The 21,503-nt window shown below is 65.3% G+C and carries 22 protein-coding genes; 10 read left to right on the top strand and 12 right to left on the bottom strand.

Annotated features, from left to right (window positions below; translation table 11 throughout):
- Positions 1 to 11 precede the first annotated feature (11 nt).
- Positions 12 to 2,060: a TonB-dependent receptor gene (locus tag CLU90_RS05975; protein ID WP_232731094.1), complete on the top strand. Its 2,049-nt coding sequence runs from the start codon at positions 12 to 14 to the stop codon at positions 2,058 to 2,060.
- Between the two features lie 17 nt (positions 2,061 to 2,077).
- Complete coding sequence (locus CLU90_RS05970; RefSeq protein WP_092708859.1) at positions 2,078 to 2,623, top strand: RNA 2'-phosphotransferase; 546 nt, start codon at positions 2,078 to 2,080, stop codon at positions 2,621 to 2,623.
- A gap of 4 nt (positions 2,624 to 2,627) precedes the next feature.
- Here the strand turns inward: CLU90_RS05970 and CLU90_RS05965 are convergent, their stop codons facing one another.
- The 10 genes from CLU90_RS05965 to CLU90_RS05920 all read right to left on the bottom strand — a co-directional run bounded on the left by CLU90_RS05965 (position 2,628) and on the right by CLU90_RS05920 (position 13,860).
- Entirely contained in the window at positions 2,628 to 3,842 is a 1,215-nt protein-coding gene (locus tag CLU90_RS05965; RefSeq protein WP_198511155.1) for a PepSY-associated TM helix domain-containing protein, read from the bottom strand.
- Positions 3,842 to 6,304, bottom strand: a complete 2,463-nt coding sequence (locus CLU90_RS05960) for a TonB-dependent siderophore receptor (RefSeq protein ID WP_092708856.1) — start codon at positions 6,302 to 6,304, stop codon at positions 3,842 to 3,844. Before CLU90_RS05960 ends, CLU90_RS05965 begins: the two co-directional genes overlap by 1 nt.
- Before the next feature lie 93 nt (positions 6,305 to 6,397).
- Entirely contained in the window at positions 6,398 to 7,393 is a 996-nt protein-coding gene (locus CLU90_RS05955) for a FecR domain-containing protein (RefSeq protein WP_092708853.1), read from the bottom strand.
- Positions 7,390 to 7,899 carry a sigma-70 family RNA polymerase sigma factor gene (locus CLU90_RS05950; RefSeq protein ID WP_092708850.1) on the bottom strand — a complete coding sequence of 170 codons (510 nt, stop codon included), beginning with the start codon at positions 7,897 to 7,899 and terminating at the stop codon, positions 7,390 to 7,392. Before CLU90_RS05950 ends, CLU90_RS05955 begins: the two co-directional genes overlap by 4 nt.
- A gap of 128 nt (positions 7,900 to 8,027) precedes the next feature.
- Complete coding sequence (locus CLU90_RS05945; RefSeq protein ID WP_092709852.1) at positions 8,028 to 9,197, bottom strand: HupE/UreJ family protein; 1,170 nt, start codon at positions 9,195 to 9,197, stop codon at positions 8,028 to 8,030.
- Positions 9,198 to 9,214: 17 nt separating this feature from the next.
- The gene (locus CLU90_RS05940; protein WP_092708847.1) at positions 9,215 to 10,426 is read right to left on the bottom strand and encodes a tetratricopeptide repeat protein; all 1,212 of its coding nucleotides are present in this window, start codon (positions 10,424 to 10,426) and stop codon (positions 9,215 to 9,217) included.
- Positions 10,427 to 10,489: 63 nt separating this feature from the next.
- Positions 10,490 to 10,738, bottom strand: coding sequence for a hypothetical protein (locus tag CLU90_RS05935; RefSeq protein ID WP_092708844.1), 249 nt, complete (start codon positions 10,736 to 10,738; stop codon positions 10,490 to 10,492).
- 13 nt (positions 10,739 to 10,751) lie between these two features.
- The gene (locus CLU90_RS05930) at positions 10,752 to 12,251 is read right to left on the bottom strand and encodes a DUF4331 domain-containing protein (protein WP_198511154.1); all 1,500 of its coding nucleotides are present in this window, start codon (positions 12,249 to 12,251) and stop codon (positions 10,752 to 10,754) included.
- A gap of 374 nt (positions 12,252 to 12,625) precedes the next feature.
- A complete protein-coding gene (locus tag CLU90_RS05925) occupies positions 12,626 to 13,273 on the bottom strand; it encodes an NrsF family protein (protein WP_100427421.1) in 648 nt (215 codons plus the stop codon).
- Complete coding sequence (locus CLU90_RS05920) at positions 13,270 to 13,860, bottom strand: sigma-70 family RNA polymerase sigma factor (RefSeq protein ID WP_092708838.1); 591 nt, start codon at positions 13,858 to 13,860, stop codon at positions 13,270 to 13,272. The genes CLU90_RS05925 and CLU90_RS05920 overlap by 4 nt, the downstream gene beginning before the upstream one ends.
- 158 nt (positions 13,861 to 14,018) lie before the next feature.
- Between CLU90_RS05920 and CLU90_RS05915 the strand changes: the two genes are divergently transcribed.
- The 7 genes from CLU90_RS05915 to CLU90_RS05885 all read left to right on the top strand — a co-directional run bounded on the left by CLU90_RS05915 (position 14,019) and on the right by CLU90_RS05885 (position 19,235).
- A complete protein-coding gene (locus CLU90_RS05915) occupies positions 14,019 to 14,825 on the top strand; it encodes a DUF1223 domain-containing protein (protein ID WP_100427420.1) in 807 nt (268 codons plus the stop codon).
- Positions 14,825 to 15,421: a cytochrome b/b6 domain-containing protein gene (locus CLU90_RS05910; RefSeq protein WP_100427419.1), complete on the top strand. Its 597-nt coding sequence runs from the start codon at positions 14,825 to 14,827 to the stop codon at positions 15,419 to 15,421. The genes CLU90_RS05915 and CLU90_RS05910 overlap by 1 nt, the downstream gene beginning before the upstream one ends.
- Positions 15,422 to 15,470: 49 nt before the next feature.
- Positions 15,471 to 16,202 (top strand): molybdopterin-dependent oxidoreductase, encoded by a 732-nt coding sequence (locus CLU90_RS05905; protein WP_442906733.1) that lies wholly within the window; start codon positions 15,471 to 15,473, stop codon positions 16,200 to 16,202.
- Between the two features lie 83 nt (positions 16,203 to 16,285).
- Positions 16,286 to 16,558, top strand: a complete 273-nt coding sequence (locus CLU90_RS05900; protein WP_092708826.1) for a pentapeptide MXKDX repeat protein — start codon at positions 16,286 to 16,288, stop codon at positions 16,556 to 16,558.
- A 167-nt stretch (positions 16,559 to 16,725) separates the two neighbouring features.
- A complete protein-coding gene (locus tag CLU90_RS05895) occupies positions 16,726 to 17,946 on the top strand; it encodes an MFS transporter (protein ID WP_100427417.1) in 1,221 nt (406 codons plus the stop codon).
- A gap of 61 nt (positions 17,947 to 18,007) precedes the next feature.
- Complete coding sequence (locus CLU90_RS05890; RefSeq protein WP_092708820.1) at positions 18,008 to 18,556, top strand: DUF6714 family protein; 549 nt, start codon at positions 18,008 to 18,010, stop codon at positions 18,554 to 18,556.
- A gap of 37 nt (positions 18,557 to 18,593) precedes the next feature.
- Complete coding sequence (locus tag CLU90_RS05885; protein WP_100429385.1) at positions 18,594 to 19,235, top strand: CatA-like O-acetyltransferase; 642 nt, start codon at positions 18,594 to 18,596, stop codon at positions 19,233 to 19,235.
- On the opposite strand, the gene CLU90_RS05880 is transcribed toward CLU90_RS05885, so the two are convergent.
- Positions 19,232 to 19,990 (bottom strand): AraC family transcriptional regulator, encoded by a 759-nt coding sequence (locus tag CLU90_RS05880; protein WP_198511153.1) that lies wholly within the window; start codon positions 19,988 to 19,990, stop codon positions 19,232 to 19,234. The two genes, CLU90_RS05885 and CLU90_RS05880, sit on opposite strands and share 4 nt — an antisense overlap.
- Positions 19,991 to 20,076: 86 nt before the next feature.
- Here CLU90_RS05880 and CLU90_RS05875 point away from each other — a divergent pair, with 86 nt between their 5' ends.
- A complete protein-coding gene (locus tag CLU90_RS05875; protein WP_100427415.1) occupies positions 20,077 to 20,838 on the top strand; it encodes an alpha/beta fold hydrolase in 762 nt (253 codons plus the stop codon).
- On the opposite strand, the gene CLU90_RS05870 is transcribed toward CLU90_RS05875, so the two are convergent.
- The gene (locus tag CLU90_RS05870) at positions 20,839 to 21,480 is read right to left on the bottom strand and encodes a LysE family translocator (RefSeq protein ID WP_034755914.1); all 642 of its coding nucleotides are present in this window, start codon (positions 21,478 to 21,480) and stop codon (positions 20,839 to 20,841) included.
- Between the last annotated feature and the right edge of the window lie 23 nt (positions 21,481 to 21,503).

Raw genomic sequence — 21,503 nt, 5'->3', positions numbered from 1 at the left:
AAAGCAAACGGATGGCAGCTTGTGCAGTGGCATTGTTGAGCGTGGGACGCCAGGCGCTGGCGCAGGACGGGGCCGCACCCCTTGCCGAGGAAGCGCGCATCGTGCGCGTGGCGGGCCACTACGACAACGCCGTCGGCACGTCGGACGCGGCCAGCCAGGGCGTCATCACCAGTGAACTGATCATCAACCGGCCCGCCTTGCGCACGGGCGAATTGCTGGAATTCGTGCCGGGGCTGATCGTCACCCAGCACAGCGGCGACGGCAAGGCCAACCAGTATTTCTTGCGCGGCTTCAATCTCGACCACGGCACGGATTTCGCCACCTATGTCGACGGCATGCCCGTCAACATGCGCACGCACGCGCATGGCCAGGGTTATTCCGACCTCAATTTCCTCATTCCCGAGCTGGTGCAGCGTATCGACTACAAGAAGGGGCCGTATTTCGCCGGCGAAGGCGATTTCGCTTCGGCAGGCAGCGCCCGCATCCGCCTGGCCGACAAGTTGCCGCAGGGCCAGGCCAGCATTTCCGCCGGGCAGCACGGCTACGTGCGCGGCGTCGTCGCCGATTCGTTCGCCGCCGGGCCAGGCACCTTGCTGGTCGGCCTGGAAGTGAACCGCAACAACGGTCCCTGGGACGTGCCGGAGCGCGTGCGCAAGTATAGCGGCGTGCTGCGCTACAGCCAGGGCACGCAGGACGACGGTTTCAGCGTGACGGGCATGGCCTATAAAAACAGCTGGAACGCCACCGACCAGGTACCGCTGCGCGCCGTGGAATCGGGCCAGATCGGCCGCTTCGGCAGTCTGGCGCCCAGCGACGGCGGCGACACCTCGCGCACCAGCCTGTCGTATGCCATGCGCAAGCGCATGGAGAACCGGCTATTCGAATTCGATGTCTATCTGATCCGCTCGCAGCTGGAACTCAATAGCGACTTCACGTACTTCCTCGCCGACCCGCAGCAGGGTGACCAGTTCCAGCAAAGCGAGCGGCGCACGGTGGCGGGCGTGAACGCCAGCGCAAGCTGGACCACGCAGCTGTTCGGTCTTCCCCTGCGCAACAAGCTCGGCGTGCAGGCGCGCTATGACCGCCTGTCGCCCGTGGGCCTGTACAACACGCTGGAGCGCGTGCGGCAAAGCACGGTGCGCGAAGACCGGGTGCGCGAAAGCAGCATCGGGTTCTATGGCGAAAACACGGTGCAATGGCTGCCCTGGCTGCGTTCCGTGGCAGGCCTGCGCTATGACGCCTACCGTTTCAAGGTCGATAGCAGCATAGACGGCAACAGCGGCTCGGCGAACGACCACGTGGTGTCGCCGAAACTGTCCTTGATTCTTGGTCCGTGGAGCAAGACGGAATTTTTTGTCAATTACGGCAAGGGATTCCACAGCAACGACGCGCGCGGCACGACGCAGACGCGCCTGCCCGACGGCGAAGCGTCTGCACCGGTGACGCCGCTGGTGCCGACCAAGGGCATGGAGCTGGGCGCGCGCACGGAATGGCTGCCGGGTTTGCAAAGCTCGTTGGCCCTGTGGCGCCTCGACATCGCGTCGGAATTGCTGTTCGTGGGCGACGCGGGCGAAACGGAGCCGAGCCGCGCCAGCCGCCGCCATGGCATCGAATGGAACAACCACTATATTGCCGCACCGTGGCTGCTGTTCGACCTGGACCTGGCCGCTTCGCGCTCGCGCTACACGGAAAATGATCCGGCCGGCAATTTCATCCCTGGCTCGATCGACAAGGTGGCCTCGTTCGGCGTGACAGTGACGGACCGGGGCCCATGGTCGGGCGCCTTCCAGCTGCGCTATTTCGGTCCTCGTCCCTTGAACGAGGACAACAGCGTGCGCTCGGCCTCGACGACCCTGGCGTATGCGCGCGTGGCGTATCAGATCAACCGCAAGACGCGCTTGTCGCTCGACGTGTTCAACCTGTTCGACAAGCGCGCCAGCGACATCGATTACTACTATGCGTCGCGTTTGCCAGGCGAAGCAGTGGACGGGGTGAGTGACCGGCATTTCCATCCGGTCGAGCCGCGTTCCGCGCGCCTGACCTTGTCATACGCGTTCTGATAACGGTAGACTGGGGCATGACAGATCACTCAGTAAATACCAGCAAATTCCTTTCCCTCATACTGCGCCACGCGCCCGAAAAGATCGGCCTGGTACTCGATACCCAGGGCTGGGCCGATATCGGCCAGCTGCTGGCGCTGGCGACCCGGCATGGGCGCCGCATTTCCCGTGAGCAATTGGATGACGTGGTGGCGCGCGACAGCAAGACGCGCTACGCCATCAGTGCCGACGGCTTGCGCATCCGCGCCAACCAGGGACACTCACTGGCCGCCGTCGATATCGCACTGCCGCCCGCCACGCCGCCCGCCATGCTGTACCACGGTACGGCCAGCCGCTTTGTCGACGCGATACGCGCCGGCGGCTTGCTGGCTGGCGCGCGCAATCATGTGCACCTGTCCGGCAATCGCGAAACGGCCGTGGCCGTCGGCGCGCGCCATGGCAAGCCCGTCGTGCTGACGGTGGATGCGGCCGCCATGCAGGCACGGGGCCATGTGTTTTACCTGTCCGACAATGGGGTGTGGCTGACGCAGGCCGTGCCGGCGGCATTCATCGGCTTTGCCTGACTAATTAATGACTTAGCGCTTTGGCCCTGGCTTGCCCCTGGCGCTTGCGGCGCCAGATCAGCACGCCCGTCACGCTCAGGCCCGCCACCAGCACGCCCATGGCGCAAATGAACATTTTAAAAGGCCAGCCCCACATCGAGGCCATGTGCAGGGCGCTGATCCAGCTGCGGATGGTGTCGCCGCTGGCCGCTCCCGTGGGAAGCCAGGTGGCCAGTTGCCGGCCGCTGGCCGCGTCGAAAAAGACGGTGGTGAGTCCCTTGTGGGCGCGCACGTCGCGGCTGCTGCGCACGTTGTAGCTGTACACGCCCAGCGCGCGTTCATAGGCCAGCGCATTTTCCTCAATGATGGTGAATGCGTGCTGGCGCGCCAGCGCGCCCATCAAGTGGCGGCCCTGCGCGCGCGCGGCGGGCCAGTCCAGCTGTGGCCCCGGCGACGGCGTGTGCCGCGCGACGATTTCCTCGGTACTCTGGTGGGCAAACAGTGGATGCATGACGGCCGCATAGGCGCCGTACAGGTTGAAGGCGACGCCGCTCCAGGCAAACACCAGCAGCATGGCCCACAGCCACAGGCCGCCCGCGCGGTGCAGGTCGAACACCAGTTTATAGCTGCCGCCGTTGCGGCGCAGCAGCCACGATGGGCGCCAGCGCAGCAGCCAAGGTTTGCTGCCCGGCGAGCGTTTTTTCAGGCGGGCAGGGAAGGTCAGGGCGGCGCCGATGAAGCAGTCGACCGTCCACACGATGGCGATCAGGCCGAACATCAGCAAGCCCGTGTCGCCCAGCGCCAATGCGTAATGGAGGCGCTCGATGAAGGGCAACAGGTTGATGGCGCCCTCGCTGATTTCACCCCAGCGGCGCTGGCCAAGGATCGCGCCCGTGTAGGGATCGACGAACACCTCGTCGCTGGCCAGCGGTGTGTCTTCGGGCTGGCGCAGGTAGAACACCATGCTGTGGCCGGGTGGCGCGGACAGTGGCGCGTAGCTGACCTGCGCCAGGGGAAAGCGCGCGGCGATCGTCTCACGCAACAGCAGGGCGTCGAGCGGCGCCGCACCAGGCGTGGGCGGCGCCACGCGGAAGACGGCGGGCAGCATGACCGCCTCCAGTTCATCCTTCCACGCCAGCGCGCTGCCCGTCACGCCGGTCACGATGAGGAAGCCGGCCATCAGCAGGCCGGCATAGCGGTGCAGCGCCGCCAGGACGGGGCGCATGTGCAGCGAAGGCATCAGAAGCGGTACATGGCGCTGACGTTGGCCGTGCGTTCGGCATTGCGGTAGCACAGGTTGGGCAGGTAGCCGCAGTCATACAGGGTCTGCTTGTTCAGCACATTGTTGACGTTGAGGGCGAACTGCCACGGCCCGCGCGACACGCCCAGCGCCGCATCCCACTGCGTGATGCCGCCATTGCGGATGTTCAGGTTTTCGCCGTCGGAGTTCGAGCGCATGGCACCGAGAAAGCGCATGCCCAGCGCCGCATACGCGGGCAGGCTGCCGGCCAGCGTGAACGATTGGCGGGCCCAGGCCGAGGCGCTATGGCGCGGCGCGCCCGCTTGCTGCAAACCCAGGTCGCCATTGTTGCTCTTTGTGACCTCCGTATCTAGGTAGGTGTATTGGGCGATCAGGCTCAGACGGCTGGCGAACTCCGTGCGCGCTTCCAGTTCGACGCCGCGCGACTTGACCTGGCCCGTCTGCAGCAGGAAACCCGGATTCCCGATGTCGGACGTGGAGACATTGTCGCGCACCAGGTCGAACATGGCTGCCGTATAGCTGGCGCGCTGGCCCACGGGTTCGTAGCGGACTCCGGCTTCGAACTGCTTGCCTCGCGACGGTTTCAAGGCGCCGCCGCCCATCGTCGTGCCCAGTTCGGGCGAGAACGAGGTGGCGTAGCTGACATACGGCGCCCAGCCGTCATCGAACAGGTAGACGGCGCCCAGGCGGCCCGTGGTGGCCGATGGCGACTGGTGGTAGTCCGGTTTGACGGCGCCGTTATTGAGGTCGGTGACGTCGCGCGATTGCGTGGCCTTGTCGCGGCGCAGGCCGGCGGTGACGACCCAGCGGTCCCATTTCAATTGATCCTGCGCGTACAGGCCCAGCTGGCGCGAAGGGGCATCGGCGCGCGTGGGCGCCTTGGACGGGACCAGGGGCTGCTTCCCGTACACGGGCTGGTACAGGTCGAGCGGCTCGATGAAGCCCCGCTGGTGACGGTAGTCGTCCGTGTTGCGGATGTTCGCGTAATCGACGCCCAGCAGCACCTGGTGCGTCAGGCCGCCCGTGGCAAACCGCGCCTGCAGCTGCGTGTCGGCGAACAGGCTTTTCGAGTCCGTGTCGACGGGCCAGAAATATCGATCAACGGTACCGTCGTCGTTCAGGCCTCCGGGGAACATGTCCGTGCGGTCGTTCTTCAGGCGCGTGTAGCGCAGGTTCTGGCGCAGCGACCAGGTATCGTTGAATGTGTGCTCGAACTCGTAGCCCAGCATGGTATTGCGGCGCTTGAAGCGGTTATCGTCGCCCATCAGGTTCACACTCGGATCGACCTGGCCGCGCGGGCCCGGCTCCAGCAGCTGGTTCGGGAACGCGTACTGCTGGTTGTCCTGCTCGTAGCGGGCCAGCAGGGTCAACCGCGTGGCGGGGCCTGCCTGCCAGGTGAGCGAGGGTGCGAAGTACAGGCGGTTGTCGCGGTCGCGGTCCAGCCGCGTATGGGCTTCGCGGCCCAGCATGACGACCCGGTAGGTCCAGGCGCCCGGCGCGTCGATGGTGCCGCCCACGTCGGCTTTCAGCTGGCGGCGCTGGTAGCTGCCGTATTCCACGCCCACTTCGCGCACGGCGTCCGCGCTGGGACGCTTGCTGACGGCGTTGACCATGCCGCCCGGCGGTATCTGCCCGTACAGCACGGACGCGGGGCCGCGCAGCACTTCCAGGCGTTCCAGGCCATACGGTTCGATCGAGGCGCCAAAGGTGCGCCCCGAATTGCGCAAGCCATCTTGCAGGATGCCGTTCGTTTCAATGGTGAAGCCGCGCAGCAGCGAGGAATCGTCGCTGCCCAGCGGGCGCTGGTTCGGCGTCACGCCAGCCGTGTAGCGCAGGGTTTCATCGAGCGACTCGGCATTGCGGTCGCTGATTTCATCGGCCGTGACGACGGACACGGATTGCGGGTTTTCATTCAGGGCCGTATCCGTCTTGATGGCCGAGCCGGCGCGGCGCGCCACGTAGCCGCGCACGGGGCCTGTCGCCGTTTCGCGTTCGCTGCTGGCATTGATGGTGATGGCGGGCAGGGTGGCGCTGGCCTGGGCCGGCGTGGCTGCCGGTGCAGTCTCCGCCCGCAGCGCATACGCGCCGTTGGCACCCGCCACCACGCGCACGCCCTGGCCGTGCAGCAGTTCCTCGAAACCCTGGCGCACCGTGTAGCTGCCTACCAGGCCGCCGCTGCGCTTGCCCTGCAACAGGGCCGCGTCGGCCGACAGTTCCACGCCGGCCGCGCTGGCGAACGTGGTCAAGGCCCGTTCCAGCGGTCCCGCGGAGACCGCGTACTGGCGCTTCGCTTGCGTCGTGTCGGCCGTCTGCGCATGGGCGGCAGGGGCCGTGACGGCGACGGCGCCCACGGCGGCGCCTGCGAGGAACAGGGCCTGGATGGCAGCGGCGAGGGGGAACGCACGCAGTTTGTGCGCAGGTGCGGTCAGGCGAGGAGGCATGGTGCAAATCCTTGGAAAGTGGCAGGAAAAAATCGGTTCTTCCCGTATTCCGAACGAAAAGCAAAAACCCTCAACGTTTTTTCACTTATTTTTTCAGCTGGCCTGGCGCGGCCCCACGCTGACCCAGTAGCGCGTGCGGTAAACCAGCTGCACGGGCAGGCTGGCGGCCAGGTTGGCCAGCGAGCGGTCCGTGTCGCGCAGCGAATACACGCCCGTCACGCGCAGGCCGGCGATCGATTCGTCGCAGCGCAGCACGCCGTGGCGGTAGCGCCCCAGCTCGGCCAGCAGCACGTCCAGGCGCATGCGTTCGGCCACCAGGCTGCCATCGGCCCAGGCGGCGGCGCTGTTTTCGACGTTCGTCACATCTTGTACTTCCAGGCGCGTGTAGCCGGCCTGCTGGCCGGCCTGCAGGTGCAGGGCGGGGGCGCCGTCACGCATCGGCTGCAGCGGCTGCAGGGCGACTGTGCCCTGGAACACGGCGACACGGCTCTCGCCATCATCGAGGCGCACGCTAAAACGCGTGCCCAGCGCCGTGGCCGTGCCTTGCGGCGTTGCCACCAGCAGCGGACGGTAGACGGGCGCCGTTTCGTGCGCGCTGGTGACGAGGATGGCGCCAGCGCGCAGCACGATGCGCCGTTCACTGGCGCCGTAGCGCACGTCGATGGCGCTGGCCGTGTCGAGCACCACGTGCGTGCCGTCGGCCAGCACGATGGCGCGCGTCTCGCCAACAGCCGTGCGGTAATCGCTGGAGGTGCGCTGCCACAGGCCGGACTCGTGCACCAGCAGGGCCGTGCCGCCGACCGCCGCGATCATGGCCAGCAGCTGCAAGGCGCGCCGGCGGCTGGTGGTATGGCGCGGCGCCGTTGCCAGGGCGTTGCGCGCCACGTCGCGCGGTAACGTCTCGAATTGCCGGGCAAAGCGCTGCAGCCGGGCCCAGGCCCGTTCGTGTTCGGGGTGGGCGGCGCGCCAGGCGGCGCAGGCGTCGGCATCGGCCGCGCTGGCGTCTTCCGCCCACAGCCGTGCCATCCACTCGGCGGCGCGCTGCAGCACGGCGGGGGCGATGGGGGCGCTGTCCAGCTGGGAGCTCATGCGAATTGCGCCGCGCAGCAGGCCAGCAGCGCGCGGGCGATGTATTTTTCCACCGACGAGACGGAAACGTCCAGGCGCGCGGCGATGTCGGCGTAGCCCATGCCTTCGAGTTTGCACAGCAAGAAGGCGTCGCGCACTTTATGCGGCAGGCTGGCGAGGATGGTATCGATTTCCATCAGTGCCTCGACGATCAGCGCGCGCATTTCCGGCGTGGGTGCGACCGCTTCCGGCTGCGCGGCGATGGTGTCCGCGTAGGCTGATTCGATATGCCGGCGACGGAACAGGTCGACCACGAGGCCGTTGGCGATCTGCGCCAGGTGCTGGCGCGATTCGTCGCGTCCGGGCGCGCGGCCCCGCGCGAGGATGCGCAGATAGGTGTCGTGCGCCAGGTCGGCCGCATCGAAGGCGTTGCCCAGCTTGCGGCGCAACCAGCCCTGCAGCCAGCCGTGGTGGTCGCTGTAGAGCACTTCGATTTGCCGATGCAGTTCCAGTTCGGGGCGTAGCATGCAACCTTTCCATGCCATGGTCCGCGGACAAACAGGCCTTGATGCGATTGAGAATTGTTCGTATTGTAGCCCGGTTGTGCGCGCTTGTGGCTCGCTTGTGGCCGGCTAGTGGCTGTCCAACAACGCCATCAGCTTGAAATCAGCTTGATGTCGACCACTCTCTCCACCAGCCAGACGGCCGCCACCAGGGCGATGGCCAGCGAACCCACGGTCAGCACTTGCCGGTAGAACCAGGTCTTGCGCAGCAGCCAGGCGAGGGGTAAAAACGCGGCGACGATGGCCAGCTGCCCGAGCTCCACGCCCACGTTGAAGCCGAACAGGCTGGCCAGCAGGGACCCCTGCGGCAAGCCCAGGTCGCGCAGCACGCTGGCAAAGCCGAAACCGTGGATCAGGCCAAAGGCGAAGGCGGCCACGGGGCGCTTGCCGCGGAACAGCGGCAGCAGGTTGTTCAGCGCGGCCAGGATCACGGAAGCGGCGATGGCCGATTCCACCCAGCGCGACGGCAGGGACACGAGCGACAGGCTGGCCAGGGTCAGGGTGATGGAGTGGGCGAGCGTAAAGGCCGTGACGACTTTGAAAACGTCAATAAAAGCCGCATTCAAACCCAGATGCGAGGTCCGGGGTCGGACCCTCAGGGTCCGACCCCGATTTTCTGCCGTTGGGTTTAAGCGCTTTTGTTGCTCGCTTATACCAGGCAGCAGCACAGCCGGCAGCAGCAAGGACAGCAAAAACAAAATATGGTCGTAGCCGATCCAGATATGCCAGACGCCGTGTTTCACATACGCGCCGAACTGCGCCAGGCGGTCGGGCGTGGCCAGGGAAATCGTCTGGCGCGGACTGTCCGGGTCGAAGATGGCCGTTTGCGTATTGCCACCGCTATCGATTTTGACGAGTCCCTTGTGCTGCGGGTCGAGGTCGGCGAACAGGGTGTAGCCGATGGCAAGGCTGGCTGGCGCAGCGCCGGGACAGCTGGCCTGGAAGCGCAACACGCTGTAGGCGCCGTCCGTGTGATGGTCGAGCAGCTGTTCGACGGCTTTCAAGGGGCACGCGCCCTGGTCGCCGGCCACGTGCAGGCGCTGCAGCGCGTAGGCGGCGATGGCGGCGTGGCGCGCGCGGATTTCATCCCAGGTCAGGGCGCCGTCGCCATTGCCATCGAGGCCGATGGCGAAATCGAGGTCGCGCAGGGCGATGTCCCATTGCCCGTCGATCTGCTGGCCGTGCACGGCCAGGCTCAGGTAACTGTCGCTGGGCTTGTGGGCTTGCGCGGGCGCTAGCCACAGCCACAGGAGCAAAGACATGGAAAGCAGGCGCAGTTTCACAGGGTCCCCGCTTTCTTGTTAAAACTGATCTTCTGCCCATCCTGCGGCCCCAGCTGCCTGACGAGGCGCTGCAGGGCCACGTCTTCCACGCCATTGGCCGCGATCCAGGCCAGCACGGGCTGTGCCGCCGCATAGTTGCGCGCGGCCAGCGATGCTTCCAGCAAGATGCGCATGTCGGGCACTTCCTTCTGGATGGCCCAGTTTTTCTGCGCCAGTTGCAGGGCGACGGGGATATCCTGCTGCAAGAACAGGGCGAAGCGGGCCTGTTCGCGCTGGTGCACGGTGTCGCCCCGTTGCATGGCGGCGTTGAAGCGGGCTGCCAGTTCCGCTTTCGCCGCCAGGAAGGCCGGCTGCTGGCTGGGCAGCGCCTGCAGGGCCAGCGCGTAGCGCAGCAGCAGGGCATCGATGCGCTGCTGCTCTTTCAGCAGCTTGGCGACTTCCTGCGGGCGCTGCCGGTCGAGCAGGAAATCCGCGTAGGCGCCCAGCAGATAGCTGTCGCGCGGCTGCTGCGCCAGCGCCTTGGTGTAGCGGGCTTCGGCCAGCGCCCACTCTCCGCGCCGCGTGGCCATTTCCGCCAGCAGTGTTGCTGCCCAGCTTTCCAGTTCGGGCGCCGCGCCGGCGCTACGCTGCAAGGTCAGTTCCAGCAAGCGCTCGCTGGCCGCGGCGCGGCCCGTGACGCTGGCGATGTTGGCAAGGCAGGTGACGGTGACGAGCTGCGTTGTCAAGGCCGACAGCCGGGCGCAGCTGGCCGTCGCCTTCGCGTAGTCGCCCTGCACGGTGAGCACGGTGGCGCGCGTCAGCCAGGCCTGGCCGTTGCCTGGCTCCTGCGCGATGACGGCGTCGAGATCCTGCAGCGCGGGGCCGAAACGGTGGGTGCTTTGCAAGATGGTGGCGCGCAGCAGGCGCACGGGGACGGGTGGCGCCGCTTGCCGCCACCAGGGCGCCAGCGCCGCTTGCGCATAACCGAGGTAGCGCGGATCCGTGTCGCTGCGGGCCAGGGCAATGTAGCGCTGCGCCAGGCCGCTGGCCAGCGCCAGGTCTTGCGGTTTGGCGTCGAGTTGCTGGCGCAGGCTGCGCAGGGCCAGCTGCGTGGCGTCGGCGCGGCGCGGCAGCTGTTCGATGACGGCGCTGCCGTCTTTCGGCGTGTAGGGCGCGGCCAGGGCCAGCAAGGGCAGGCAGGCGCACAACAGGGAAATCGGTGTTTTCATCGTGGACGCCGTCGACGGGAATGGGTACGGGCGCCGGGGATAGCCCCCCGGCGCCCGCAGGGCTTACAGCGGCACCGGTTCCGTAGTTTCCGGAGATGTCGCCATGATGGCGTCGATGGCCACGCCATCCTTGTCATCGCTGGTGGTCAGGATGACGTTGCTGACGGCCACATAAAACGTGTCGAGCAGGACGACGGGCGGGGGATTGACGCCGCCGTCGCCATTATCGCCGCCGTGGCTGCTGCCGCCGCCACCGCAGCCGGCCAGCAGGACCGTGAGCGCCAGGGCGCCGCATGCATAGAGCTTTTTCATCGCGTTCTCCTCGTTACAGCTGCGGCGAACCGGCCACGGGATTTTTCAGGTAGGGGAAACCGGCCGTGAACGACGTTTCGTCGAGGAAGGCGCCATCCGTGAAGTGCAGGCCGCCGGCGGGGGCGTCGGCCGGGGCGCAGCCGATGTTCAGGGTGCACAGCTTGCCCATGGCCACGCGCAGGACCACGTCGACCACGTCGTCGCCGGGGCGGCGGCCGTTCGGGAAGCCCGCGTTATCGCCGCCGATGACGCCGAGGCGGTTTTGCGCACCGACGTTGGTGGCCGCGATCGAGGTGTTCAGGCGCAGCATTTCCGAGGCCGTCACGGTGACGGGCTGGTTCACGCCATTGATGCCTGTCAGGAAGGTGGCGACCAGGTCGTTGCGGGGGAAGTTGGTGGGCGCCTTGGCGCCTGCCGAGCCGAACAGCACTTCCACGAGGGCTGGCGCCGTGGGGTTGGTGACGTAATCGGCAAATTGCGCGTCGCCCGACGGCTTGCTGGCGTTGAAGCGGTCCTTGTCCTTCAGGCCGATCACCAGTTCATTGACCAGCGGCATGCCCAGGCGCGACACTTGCACCCAGGCGCCGCCTTCCTTCGACGCCGCGGTGGTGGTGCCCGGCGCGGGGTTCAGCAAACGGCCCTGGCGCAGGCTGGCCGTGGTCCAGCCGCCGATGACGGGATCGCTGCCCGCCGTCAGGCAGGCGGTCGGCACTTCCATCTCGATGGCCGTGACGTTTTTCCGGGCCAGGTCATCCTTGGCGGCCGACTCCGCATTCGCGGCAAACTCCGTGGCGGGCGCCTTGATGTTGATCAAGTCGAACGTTTCGCCCAGGTTCACGACGAACGGGTCCTTGCGCTGGCCGACGAACAGGCGCGCCGGCGTGGCGCAGCCGGGGATATTCACCGTGTAGACGTGTTGCGCGGCATACGCGGCATAGTTGGGGATGGCCTTGGTGCCGATGTAGTCGACGGGCTTGTCGAAGGTCGTGCCGCCGCCCGTGGCGTTGGTCACGCTGCTGCGCATGCCCGTGCGGCGGTCGCCCCGCACCACGGTCACGCTATAGGTTTCGCGCACGTTCAGGCCGGCCGGGTTGACGGTGTCGATGGCGCCGCCGTTGATGACGAGCGGAATCGAGACTTTCTTGCCGCCCACGGTGAACTGGCCATCCTTGATCGTGTTGGTGAAGCGGAACTGGAAGGTGAGGTCTTCCTTGCCGTCGCCATTGTTGTCGATATGAATTTCGTACAGCGCGTTCGGGTCCATGGCGAAGTAATTCGGGCCGCCGTAGGCATCCTGCAGGGGAATATAGTCGGCCACCAGCGTGGTGTAGGCCCCGCGTCCCGTTTCATAGCTGCGGAACATATAGAAGTCGGTGGCGTCGACCTTGGGGTTTTGCGTGATGAACGGCGCTTCGCGGTGGCTGGAAGCGTAGGCCGATGGCGCGAGGGCCAAGGCCAGCAGGTTGCCCAGGAGGGCGGCGCCCAGTGCGGTTTTCGAGTGTAACAATGACATGTCGATTCTCCCTGATTGTTATGCGCAGTGACGGAACTGGTGGAAATTACGGGGCTGCATCAGTTGTACGGGGCGCCAGCACGATCGGATTCATTCCTTGCAAATTATTTTTGGGCAGCGGAATGAACGGCCGTTGATCGTCAGGGGGCTGGCGCACGAGGTCGAATCTACGTGCTTATTGCTCCTGGTCAGGAATAAATATTTTGTGGACAAGAACAGACAGCTGCGCCAGTGATGGCGATAGCCTGTTGCGCTATGTCAATGCGTATGCGAAGGCGGGCAGGAGCGCGTGGGAATGCGTGAGTATGCGGGTATGGAGGCGATAGACGCTCGAAACCCGCTTGACCGGCGCCCCGCTTGCGGGGACAGTGCGCTTACCAGGCCAGCACTTTCGGGCCGATGGCCGAGCCGATGGCCGTTGGCACCAGCATGCCCAGCACGTACCAGACGCCGACGAAGCTGGCGGCCAGCTCCGGGCAGTGCAGGCAGTAGACGAGGGCCGCCATGGCGCCGGCGGCAAAACCGGCGGCCGCGCCGGCCAGGCGCAAACGCGTGGGCGCCAGTTGGCGCATCAGGCGCAGCACGGCGGCCAGGATGGGCAGCGACAGCAGGGCGATCAGCAAGGGGCAGCTGCGCCAGGTGGCGCCCCAGAACAGCTCGGCGCGTTGTTCTGGCGGGGCTTCCTGCACGATGATGGCGCCCAGCGCCCACATCAGCAGCAGGGGCATGGCGAGCAGCAGGGGCAGGGCGCGTGTAGCGGCGCCCGGCATGCACAGGCGGCGGCTGACGTGCCAGGCCGCCAGGGAGAGGCAGATGACGAAACCAACCTTGATCCAGAAATCGGGCAGCAGGGCCAGTTGTTCCAGGTTGGGCCGCACGCCCAGCAGCATGGCCATCAGCGCCACGCTGGCCAGCAGGCCCGCGCCCAGGGTGCCTGCATCGCGCCAGTGCGTGCCCGGCGGCGACGCGGCTGCCACGTCGGGGCCGCTGGCCAGCATGGCGATCAAGTCATCGGTTTTCATGGTGTGTTTCCTTCAATTCTTAAATTGGCCGCCAGTGCCTTCAAGCCGCGATGCACGGCCACTTTGACGCTCGCTTCCGAAATGCCCATGGCGGCCGCCGTGTCGCGCACGGACCAGCCGTCGAGCTTGGTATGCACGATGGCGCCGCGCTGCTGCGCCGGCAAGGTGGCCAGCAGCTTGCCCAGGTCGCGGCTGGCCTCGGCAGCCTCGGCATCGGCGCTGGAAAACAGTTCTTGCGCGCTATCTTCTTCGTCGTACGGCAAGTGCTGCGCCTCGCGCCGCCCATGCCGGCGCAGCCAGTCGATCAATTTATAGCGCGCGATCGCATGAATCCACGACGTCAGCGGCACGCCCGTGTCATACGTCAGGCGCTGGTTGTGGATGGCCAGCAGACACTCCTGCACCAGGTCTTCCACCTCGTCCGGCCAGCGCTGCAGGCGGCGCCGGAAAAACGCGCGCAAGTGCTGGCTGCTTGCCTGCAAAAAACTGCGGTAGGCCGCCGCATCGCCATCGAGCCCGCGCAGCATCAGGCCATGCAGCCGCAATTCCGTGCCATGCAGGTGTTTGCTTACAGGTATTCGTTGCATGCAGGCCTTTGGTGACAGGCGTTGAAAAAAATAAATTCAAAAATATGGGAGGGTGGCTGTAACCAATCCGGCCATCGCGGCGAATTGACAGGCAAGCACGCTTCTTAATTCACGCTTCTTATTTCACGCTTCTTATTTCAATATACCGGCTAAAGACCATGGACATCAAGCACCGCCTTGCAACACTGCTTTTACCCGTCCTGAGCATGGCCGTGGTCGCCCCGGCCATGGCGCAAATGGCGGCCGGCCAGCGCTGCGCCGTGCAAAGCGGGCCGCAGACGGCGGCCCTGGTGGAACTCTACAGCAGCGAAGGCTGCTCCAGTTGTCCGCCCGCCGACCAGCGCCTGAGCGCCTTGCGCAAGGAAGCGGGAGTGGCCAGCCTGATCGTGCCGCTGGCCTTGCACGTCACCTACTGGGACCAGATCGGCTGGACGGACCCGCTGGCGCAGGCGCAATTCGATGCGCGCCAGGCCGAACTGCTGCGCCACCAGCCGCGCCACGTGGCCTATACGCCGCAGTTCTTCGTGGGCGGCACGGAATTGCGCAGCTGGGATAGGCAGCTGCCATCCGCCATCCGCCGCATCAACGCGACCGCCGCGCCCGTCAAGATTGACCTGTCCGCCACGCCGGGGCCGGGTAGCAAGCTGCTGCTGGAAGCTGATGCCAGCGCGCCGGATGCGCGGACGGGCGGCCAGCTATATGTGGCCATCAGCGAAAGCGCCATCGTGTCCAAGGTGCTGCGCGGCGAAAACCGGGGCGCCACCCTGCAGCACGATGCGGCCGTGCGCCTGTGGCTGGGACCGGTTGCGCTGGCGCAAGGCCGCGCCCTGCTGCGCCGCGAAGTCAAGCTGCCCGCCAGTTGGCGTCCGGAACAGCTGCAAGTGGTGGCCTTCGTGCAGCGGGCCGACAGCAGCGCCATCCTGCAAGCCGTCAGCACGGCATCCTGCGCGAAGGGAGCGATGTGATGAACGGGCAAGCAAACGTGATCCACCCCGCCTGGCTGCGCATCACGCACTGGCTCAATGCCGTGGCCGTCGTGGTGCTGGCGACCAGCGGCTGGCGCATCTATAACGCGGCGCCATTCTTCCCGTTCGAGCTGCCGCGCACCCTGACCCTGGGCGGCTGGCTGGGCGGCGCCCTGCAGTGGCATTTCGCCGCCATGTGGCTGCTGGTGGCCAATGGCTTGCTGTATCTGCTGATTAACATCGTCTCGGGACGGCTGCGGCGCCAGTTCTTTCCCTTGTCGCCGCGCGCGCTGCTGGCCGATTTTGCGGCCGCGCTGAAGGGCAAGCTGGCCCACGCGGACCCGCGCCACTACAACATGGTACAGCGCGCCGCCTACCTGTTCGTCATGCTCGACTGCATCGTGCTGGTGCTGTCCGGCCTGGTGCTGTGGAAATCCGTGCAGTTTCCCATCTTGCGCGAGCTGCTGGGCGGCTACGAGAGCGCGCGCAGGGTCCACTTCATCGCCATGGCGCTGCTGGTGGGCTTTGTCGGCGTGCACCTGCTGATGGTGGCGCTGGTGCCGCGCACCCTGGTCGCCATGCTGCGCGGCCGCTAAGGAGATGAGCATGAAAAAAACCATCATCGTGCAAGAGCAGGGCCAGGCCATGCTGGCCGACGCCTTGCGTCAGATTAAACAGCCGTCGCGGCGCCTGTTCCTGCAGCGCAGCCTGACCCTGGGCGGCCTGTCCCTGCTGACGGGCTGCAACGCCAGCGACCCGTCCGGCATCGAAACGGCTTTGACGGCGGTGTCGCGCATGAACGACCGGGTGCAGGGATGGCTGTTCGACCCGAGCAAGCTGGCGCCCACGTATCCCGACTCGATGATCACGCGGCCGTTTCCCTTCAACGCCTATTACGGCGAGGATGAAGTGGAAGAGGTCGATGGCGAGGCCTGGCGCCTGGAATTGAGCGGCTTGATCGCCGACAAGAAAGCGTGGACCTTGCCGCAACTGCGCGCCTTGCCGCAGGAAACGCAAGTCACGCGCCACATCTGCGTGGAAGGCTGGAGCGCCATCGGCAAGTGGGGCGGCGTGCCGTTTTCCCATTTCCTCAAGCGGGTGGGCGCCGACACGACGGCGAAATATATCGGCTTCAAGTGCGCCGATGATTATTTTACGAGCATCGACATGGCCACGGCCCTGCATCCGCAAACCATCATGGCCCTGAGCTACGACGGCCAGGAATTGCCGCCCAAGTATGGCTACCCGATGAAACTGCGCATGCCGACCAAGCTGGGCTACAAGAACCCCAAACACATCCAGGCCATTTTCGTGACGAATACGTATCCGGGAGGGTATTGGGAAAATCAGGGCTACAACTGGTTTGGCGGCTCTTGAACACTTTTGGCAACACCTGTAGCACAGCAACAGCTTTACCACCGGGCAATCTCGCCCATCCCACACTGAGACAAGGACCTATCATGAAAACCACCATCACCGCCATCATCGCTTCCGCCATCCTCATGTCGGGCGCCGCTTTCGCCCAGGACGCCATGAAAAAAGAGCCGATGGCCAAGGACGCTTCGGCCGATGCCATGCACAAGGATGCGATGGGCAAGGACGGCATGAAAAAGCCGATGGCCAAGAAGCACATGAAAAAAGACCACATGGCCAAGGATGGCATGGCGAAAGACGGCATGAAAAAGGATGAAATGAAGAAAGATGGCATGGCCAAGGATGCGATGGCCAAGTAAGGTGGAAGTCCGGCGCCGTCAACGTGACGACGCCGGGCCTGGTTTGCGCTCTCCCTGCGTTTGCGTCAGACCAATCTTGCAATAACATTATTCTTGCTACGCTTCAAGATGCGAAGTTGCCAATTGGTGTAAGCTGGCTGTCTCGCGTTTTCCCCGCTTGCAGAATCATGAACGAACCATCGCTTGCCGCGCTGTCCCCCGAAGTACCTCCCTCCGACAAACCGATACGCCGCCGCTCGCTGTTCGCCGCCTGCAGTGCGCATGCCGTGCACGACGGATTGACGGACGTGATCTATGTGCTGCTGCCCATCTGGCAGGCGCAGTTTGCCATCAGCTATGCCATGGTGGGCCTGCTGCGGGGATCGTACTCGGGCATGATGGCCGGTTTCCAGCTGCTGGCCAGCCGCATGGCCAGGCGCTGGGGGCGCGAACGCCTGCTGGTGGGCGGCACGGCGCTGGCCGGCGTCGCCTACCTGGTCGCGGGGCAGGCGGGCGGCCTGGCCGTGCTGCTGTTCGCCTTGCTGCTGGGCGGCCTGGGCGCCAGCACCCAGCATCCGCTGGCCTCGTCCATCGTCACCGACACGCACGAGGCGGGCGGCGGCGTGAAGGAAGCGCTGTCGCACTACAACTTTGCCGGCGATATCGGCAAGACCCTGATCCCCGCGCTGGTGGGCTTGCTGTTGCTGGTGTGCAGCTGGCAAGCCAGCGTCTCGCTGCTGGGCTTGCTGGGCCTGGCGGCGGCCGGCTTGCTGTGGTGGCTGTTGCCCAAGCCGGGCGACATCCAGGCCAGCCGGCAAAAAGTCAGCAAACCCATCGCGGGCAATGGCTCGCCCGCGAGTTTCCGCGCCTTGCTGGCCACGGGCACCCTGGACAGCGCCGTGCGCATGGGTTTTCTCACTTTCCTGCCATTCCTGCTGAAAAGCAAGGGTGCCGGCACGGCCGGCATCGGCGTGGCCTTATCGTTGCTGTTCGTGGGCGGCGCCTTCGGCAAGCTGCTGTGCGGCTATCTGGGCGCGCGCATCGGCATGATGAAAACCGTATGGCTGACGGAATCGATGACCTCGCTGCTGATCGTGGCGGCTCTGTGGCTGCCGCTGGCCGGCGTCATGGCCATGCTGCCCTTGCTGGGGCTGGCGCTGAACGGCACCTCGTCCGTACTGTACGGCGCCGTGCCGGAACTGGCCGAGCCCGGCAAGCGCGAGCACGCGTTTGCCCTGTTCTACACGGGCAGCATCGGCGGCGGAGCGCTGTCGCCCGTGCTGTTTGGCGCGCTGGGCGACCATACGAGCGTGCCCACGGCCTTGCTGGTGCTGGCGGCCGTGTTGCTGCTCACTTTACCGTTGGCGTGGAAGGTGCAGCGGGGTTTGGCGCACGGCGCCGCCAAATGACACCACAAGAGGGCGTGGCGGAGGTGGCCCGGGCCATTTTGGGGATATCCAAGGATTTTGAATGAATTGTTCAGATAATTTATCGACAGCCACGGCCGATGCGGCCAGCCTGATCGCCTGCATTGAACGCGAGTTCGCTGGTACGCAGCGCGCGGAAACATCTTTGCGCCAATTTCTCTTGACGGATAAATACGGTATGTCGGAGGACATCAGCGAAAGGGAATGGGCTGCAAGTGGCAAGGAGCGAGTCGATTCGATCTGGCAAGAGATTCCCGATGCTGAAATCGAGGAGTGCGAAGGTTTGCTCGCCCATATGGAAGCTGAGGAATTTCTGTATTACTTGCCGGCATACATGCGCTACGCCGTGGCATATCATCATCGGACAAGCTGGGAAACAGATGTGCTTGGAATGACGGTGCATGCGCTTTCTCCGTTTGAACGGAACCGGGATTTGCGCGCGCATGCCATCGCGAAATACGCTGGCTTCAATGCGGCGCAAAGACAGGCCGTCGTGCTATTCCTGACGTTTGTCGCACAGGTGGATGAGAGCCTGTCCGGACAGTATGCCCTGGACGCCCTGGCAAATTACTGGCAAGCCGATACGGCATGACTTGCCCGCCAGCACTGCCATCGTCTACACTCGCCGCATGAAAAATTTTGAAAAGCGGCGCGACCGCTATGATTTGTTCCGCGCGTTTGACAATCCCCTCGTCAACATCAATTTCCAGCTCGACGTGCCGGATTTCCGGCCCTGGTGCAAGGAACGGAAAATTCCCGTATTCCACTTTTTCCTGTTTTGCCTGCTCAATACGGTCAGGGAGATCGACAACTTCATGTACCGCATCCACCAGGGCGAAGTGATACGGATCGACGATTTTCCCGCTTCCTACACCGTCATCAACGGCGATGAGAACCTCAACTACACGCGCTTCGCGATGACGGACCAGCTCGATCTCTTCATCGCGCGCAGCCTGGAAGCGAAACGCCTTGCCGAAGCGAGCTGCGCGCTGATCAACACGGGCGAGGGAGAGACCGAGCGCGAGCAGCGCAACAATATCTTCATCACCTGTTTGCCTTGGCTGGAACTGGCGGCCATCGAGCACCCTGTCTACCGCCACCGCGACGCCGACATCCCGACCTTTACCTGGGGCAAGTTTGGTCCCGCGCAGGACGATGGCCGCATGCGCGTGCCGTTTTCAGCGCAAGCCCATCACGGCTTTGTCGACGGCTACCATGTGCAGAAACTGGCGCAGGCCTTGGCGCGGCGCATCGCCGCCACCATTGCCTAGGCTAGATAATCGCTGGGCGCCTGGCCCAGCACGCGGCGGAAGGCGGCCGTGAAGGCGCTGGGGCTGGCATAGCCGAGGTCGAGCGCCACGCGGGTGACGGCTTGCCCGCCGGCCAGGCGCGTGATGGCCGCCAGCAGACATGCTTGCTGGCGCCATTGGGCAAAGCCCAGCCCCGTCTGGGCGCGAAATTGCCGCGTAAAGGTGCGCCGACTCATGCCGGCCTGCGCCGCCATCGCATCGAGGTTGCTGTCCAGGCTCGGTTGCCGCAGCATCTCCATGCACAGCCGCGCCAGCCGCGGTTCCTGCGGCAGGGGCGCGCTCAGGGACAGGGGCCTGGCGGCGGCAATCTCGTCAAGCAGCAAGGCCATCAGCCGTCCTGCCCGAGATTGCTCCGCATACAAGGCGTCGACGGTCACGGCCTCGGCCAGCAACTGGCGCAGCAGCGGTGGTGTGTCCAGCACCTGGCAGTGGGGCGGCAAGCCGGTCCCGGCGATGGCGGCCATGTCGATAAACACGTTGTGCATGGTCACGGCGCCATGCATGCGCATGCCGTGGGCGAGCTGGGCCGGTACCCAGCAGGCGCGTTGCGGCGGCACCAGCCAGTTGCCTTGCGGCGTGTGTACGCTGATGACGCCGCGCGCCGCATACGCAAATTGCCCGCGCGCATGGCTGTGGCTCGGAAACATTGCGCCTGCCGCATAGTCGCGCGCCGTGGCGATCAGGGGGCGCGGCACTTCCGTGTAAAAATCATCCATGGCCCATACTCTACAGTATATGACCTGCCATCGAAGGCGGGTCGCGTGCTTGCCGCTTACCATCACACTCTTTTTCAGGAGTGAACATGCACAATAGCTGTCATCGCGTGGGCCATGGCCCCCACGCCGTCATCGTCCTGCACGGCTGGTTTGGCGACGCGCATGCGTTCGCGCCGATGGAAGCGGCCCTTGATGGCGGCGCTTTCAGCTATGTCTTCATGGACAATCGCGGCTACGGCGGCATGCGCGGCGCCGCAGGAACGTGCTCGATGGACGAGGTCGCCCGCGACGCGCTGGCCCTGGCCGATGCGCTGGGCTTTGCCACGTTCAGCGTGGTGGGACACTCGATGGGCGGCATGGCGATGGAACGGCTGGCCTTGCTGGCGCCCTTGCGCCTGCGCAAGCTCGTGGCCGTGGCGCCCGTGCCCAGCTGCGGCGTGGCGCTCGATGGGGCGGCGCGGCAACTGTTTCTTGACGCCAGCGGCAACGTCGATGCGCGGCGCGCCATCATCAACCGCAGCACGGGCGAACGCTTGCCAGCCGCCTGGCTGGACTGGAAGGCGCAGTATTCGTGGGAAAGTGCGGATCCGGCCGCGTTTGCTGCTTATTTCCTCGCGTGGAGCGGGACGGATTTCAGCGAAGAAATCAAGGCGGCGCGTGTGGCACTGCCCTTGCTGGCGCTGGTGGGGGAGCACGACCCGCGTTTTGATGCGGCCCTGATGCGCCGCACCTATCTGGCGTGGTACCCGCAAGCCCGGATCGAGGTGCTGGGCAATGCGGGACACTATCCGATGAATGAAACGCCGCTGGCCCTGGCGGCCAGCATCGAGGCGTTTTTACTACAGTAGTTACGCTGCCTTGCTGCGCAGGCGCAGCAGGCTCAGGCCCAGCAAGACAAAGGCGCCGCCCGTGATGCGGTTGAACAACTTGGCGCGGCCCGGCGTGGCCAACTGGGTTTTCAGCAGGCGCGCCAGGTTGGCGTAGAACAAGTGGGCCAGCATGGCGCAGGCGACAAACGAGGTCGTCAGCACGGTGAACTGGATCGCCACGGGTTCGCCTGGCGTGATGAATTGCGGGAACAGTGCCGAGAAGAACAGGATGGCTTTCGGATTGGTCAGCGCCACCGTCAAGCCCTGGCGGAACAATTTCCAGAACGAATTCGGATTCGCCGCGCCGGCCACCACGGGCGCATCGGCCACGACGCTGGTCTTGCTGCGCCATTGCTTGATGCCCAGGTACACGAGGTACAGGGCGCCAGCCAGTTTCAGCAGCATGAAGGCCGTGGCCGAGGTGGCCAGCACGACGCCCATGCCGGCCATGGCCACGCCGGAAATGATGAACAGGCCAAAACCATTGCCCATGCTGCTGATCATCGCGCGGCGCGGGCCGACGGCGATGGCATTCGAGATGGCCAGCAAGACGGCCGGGCCGGGAGAAAACGTGACGAGCAGGGCGACGCTGCAGAAAAGCAGCCAGTTCGAGAGGTGCATGGATGTTCCTGGGTGGGGCCGAA

The organism is Janthinobacterium sp. 67, assembly GCF_002797895.1.
Taxonomy (GTDB): Bacteria; Pseudomonadota; Gammaproteobacteria; order Burkholderiales; family Burkholderiaceae_D; genus Janthinobacterium.
Note: the sequence above shows the minus strand (reverse complement) of the source record. Positions and strands in the feature narration are given on the sequence as shown.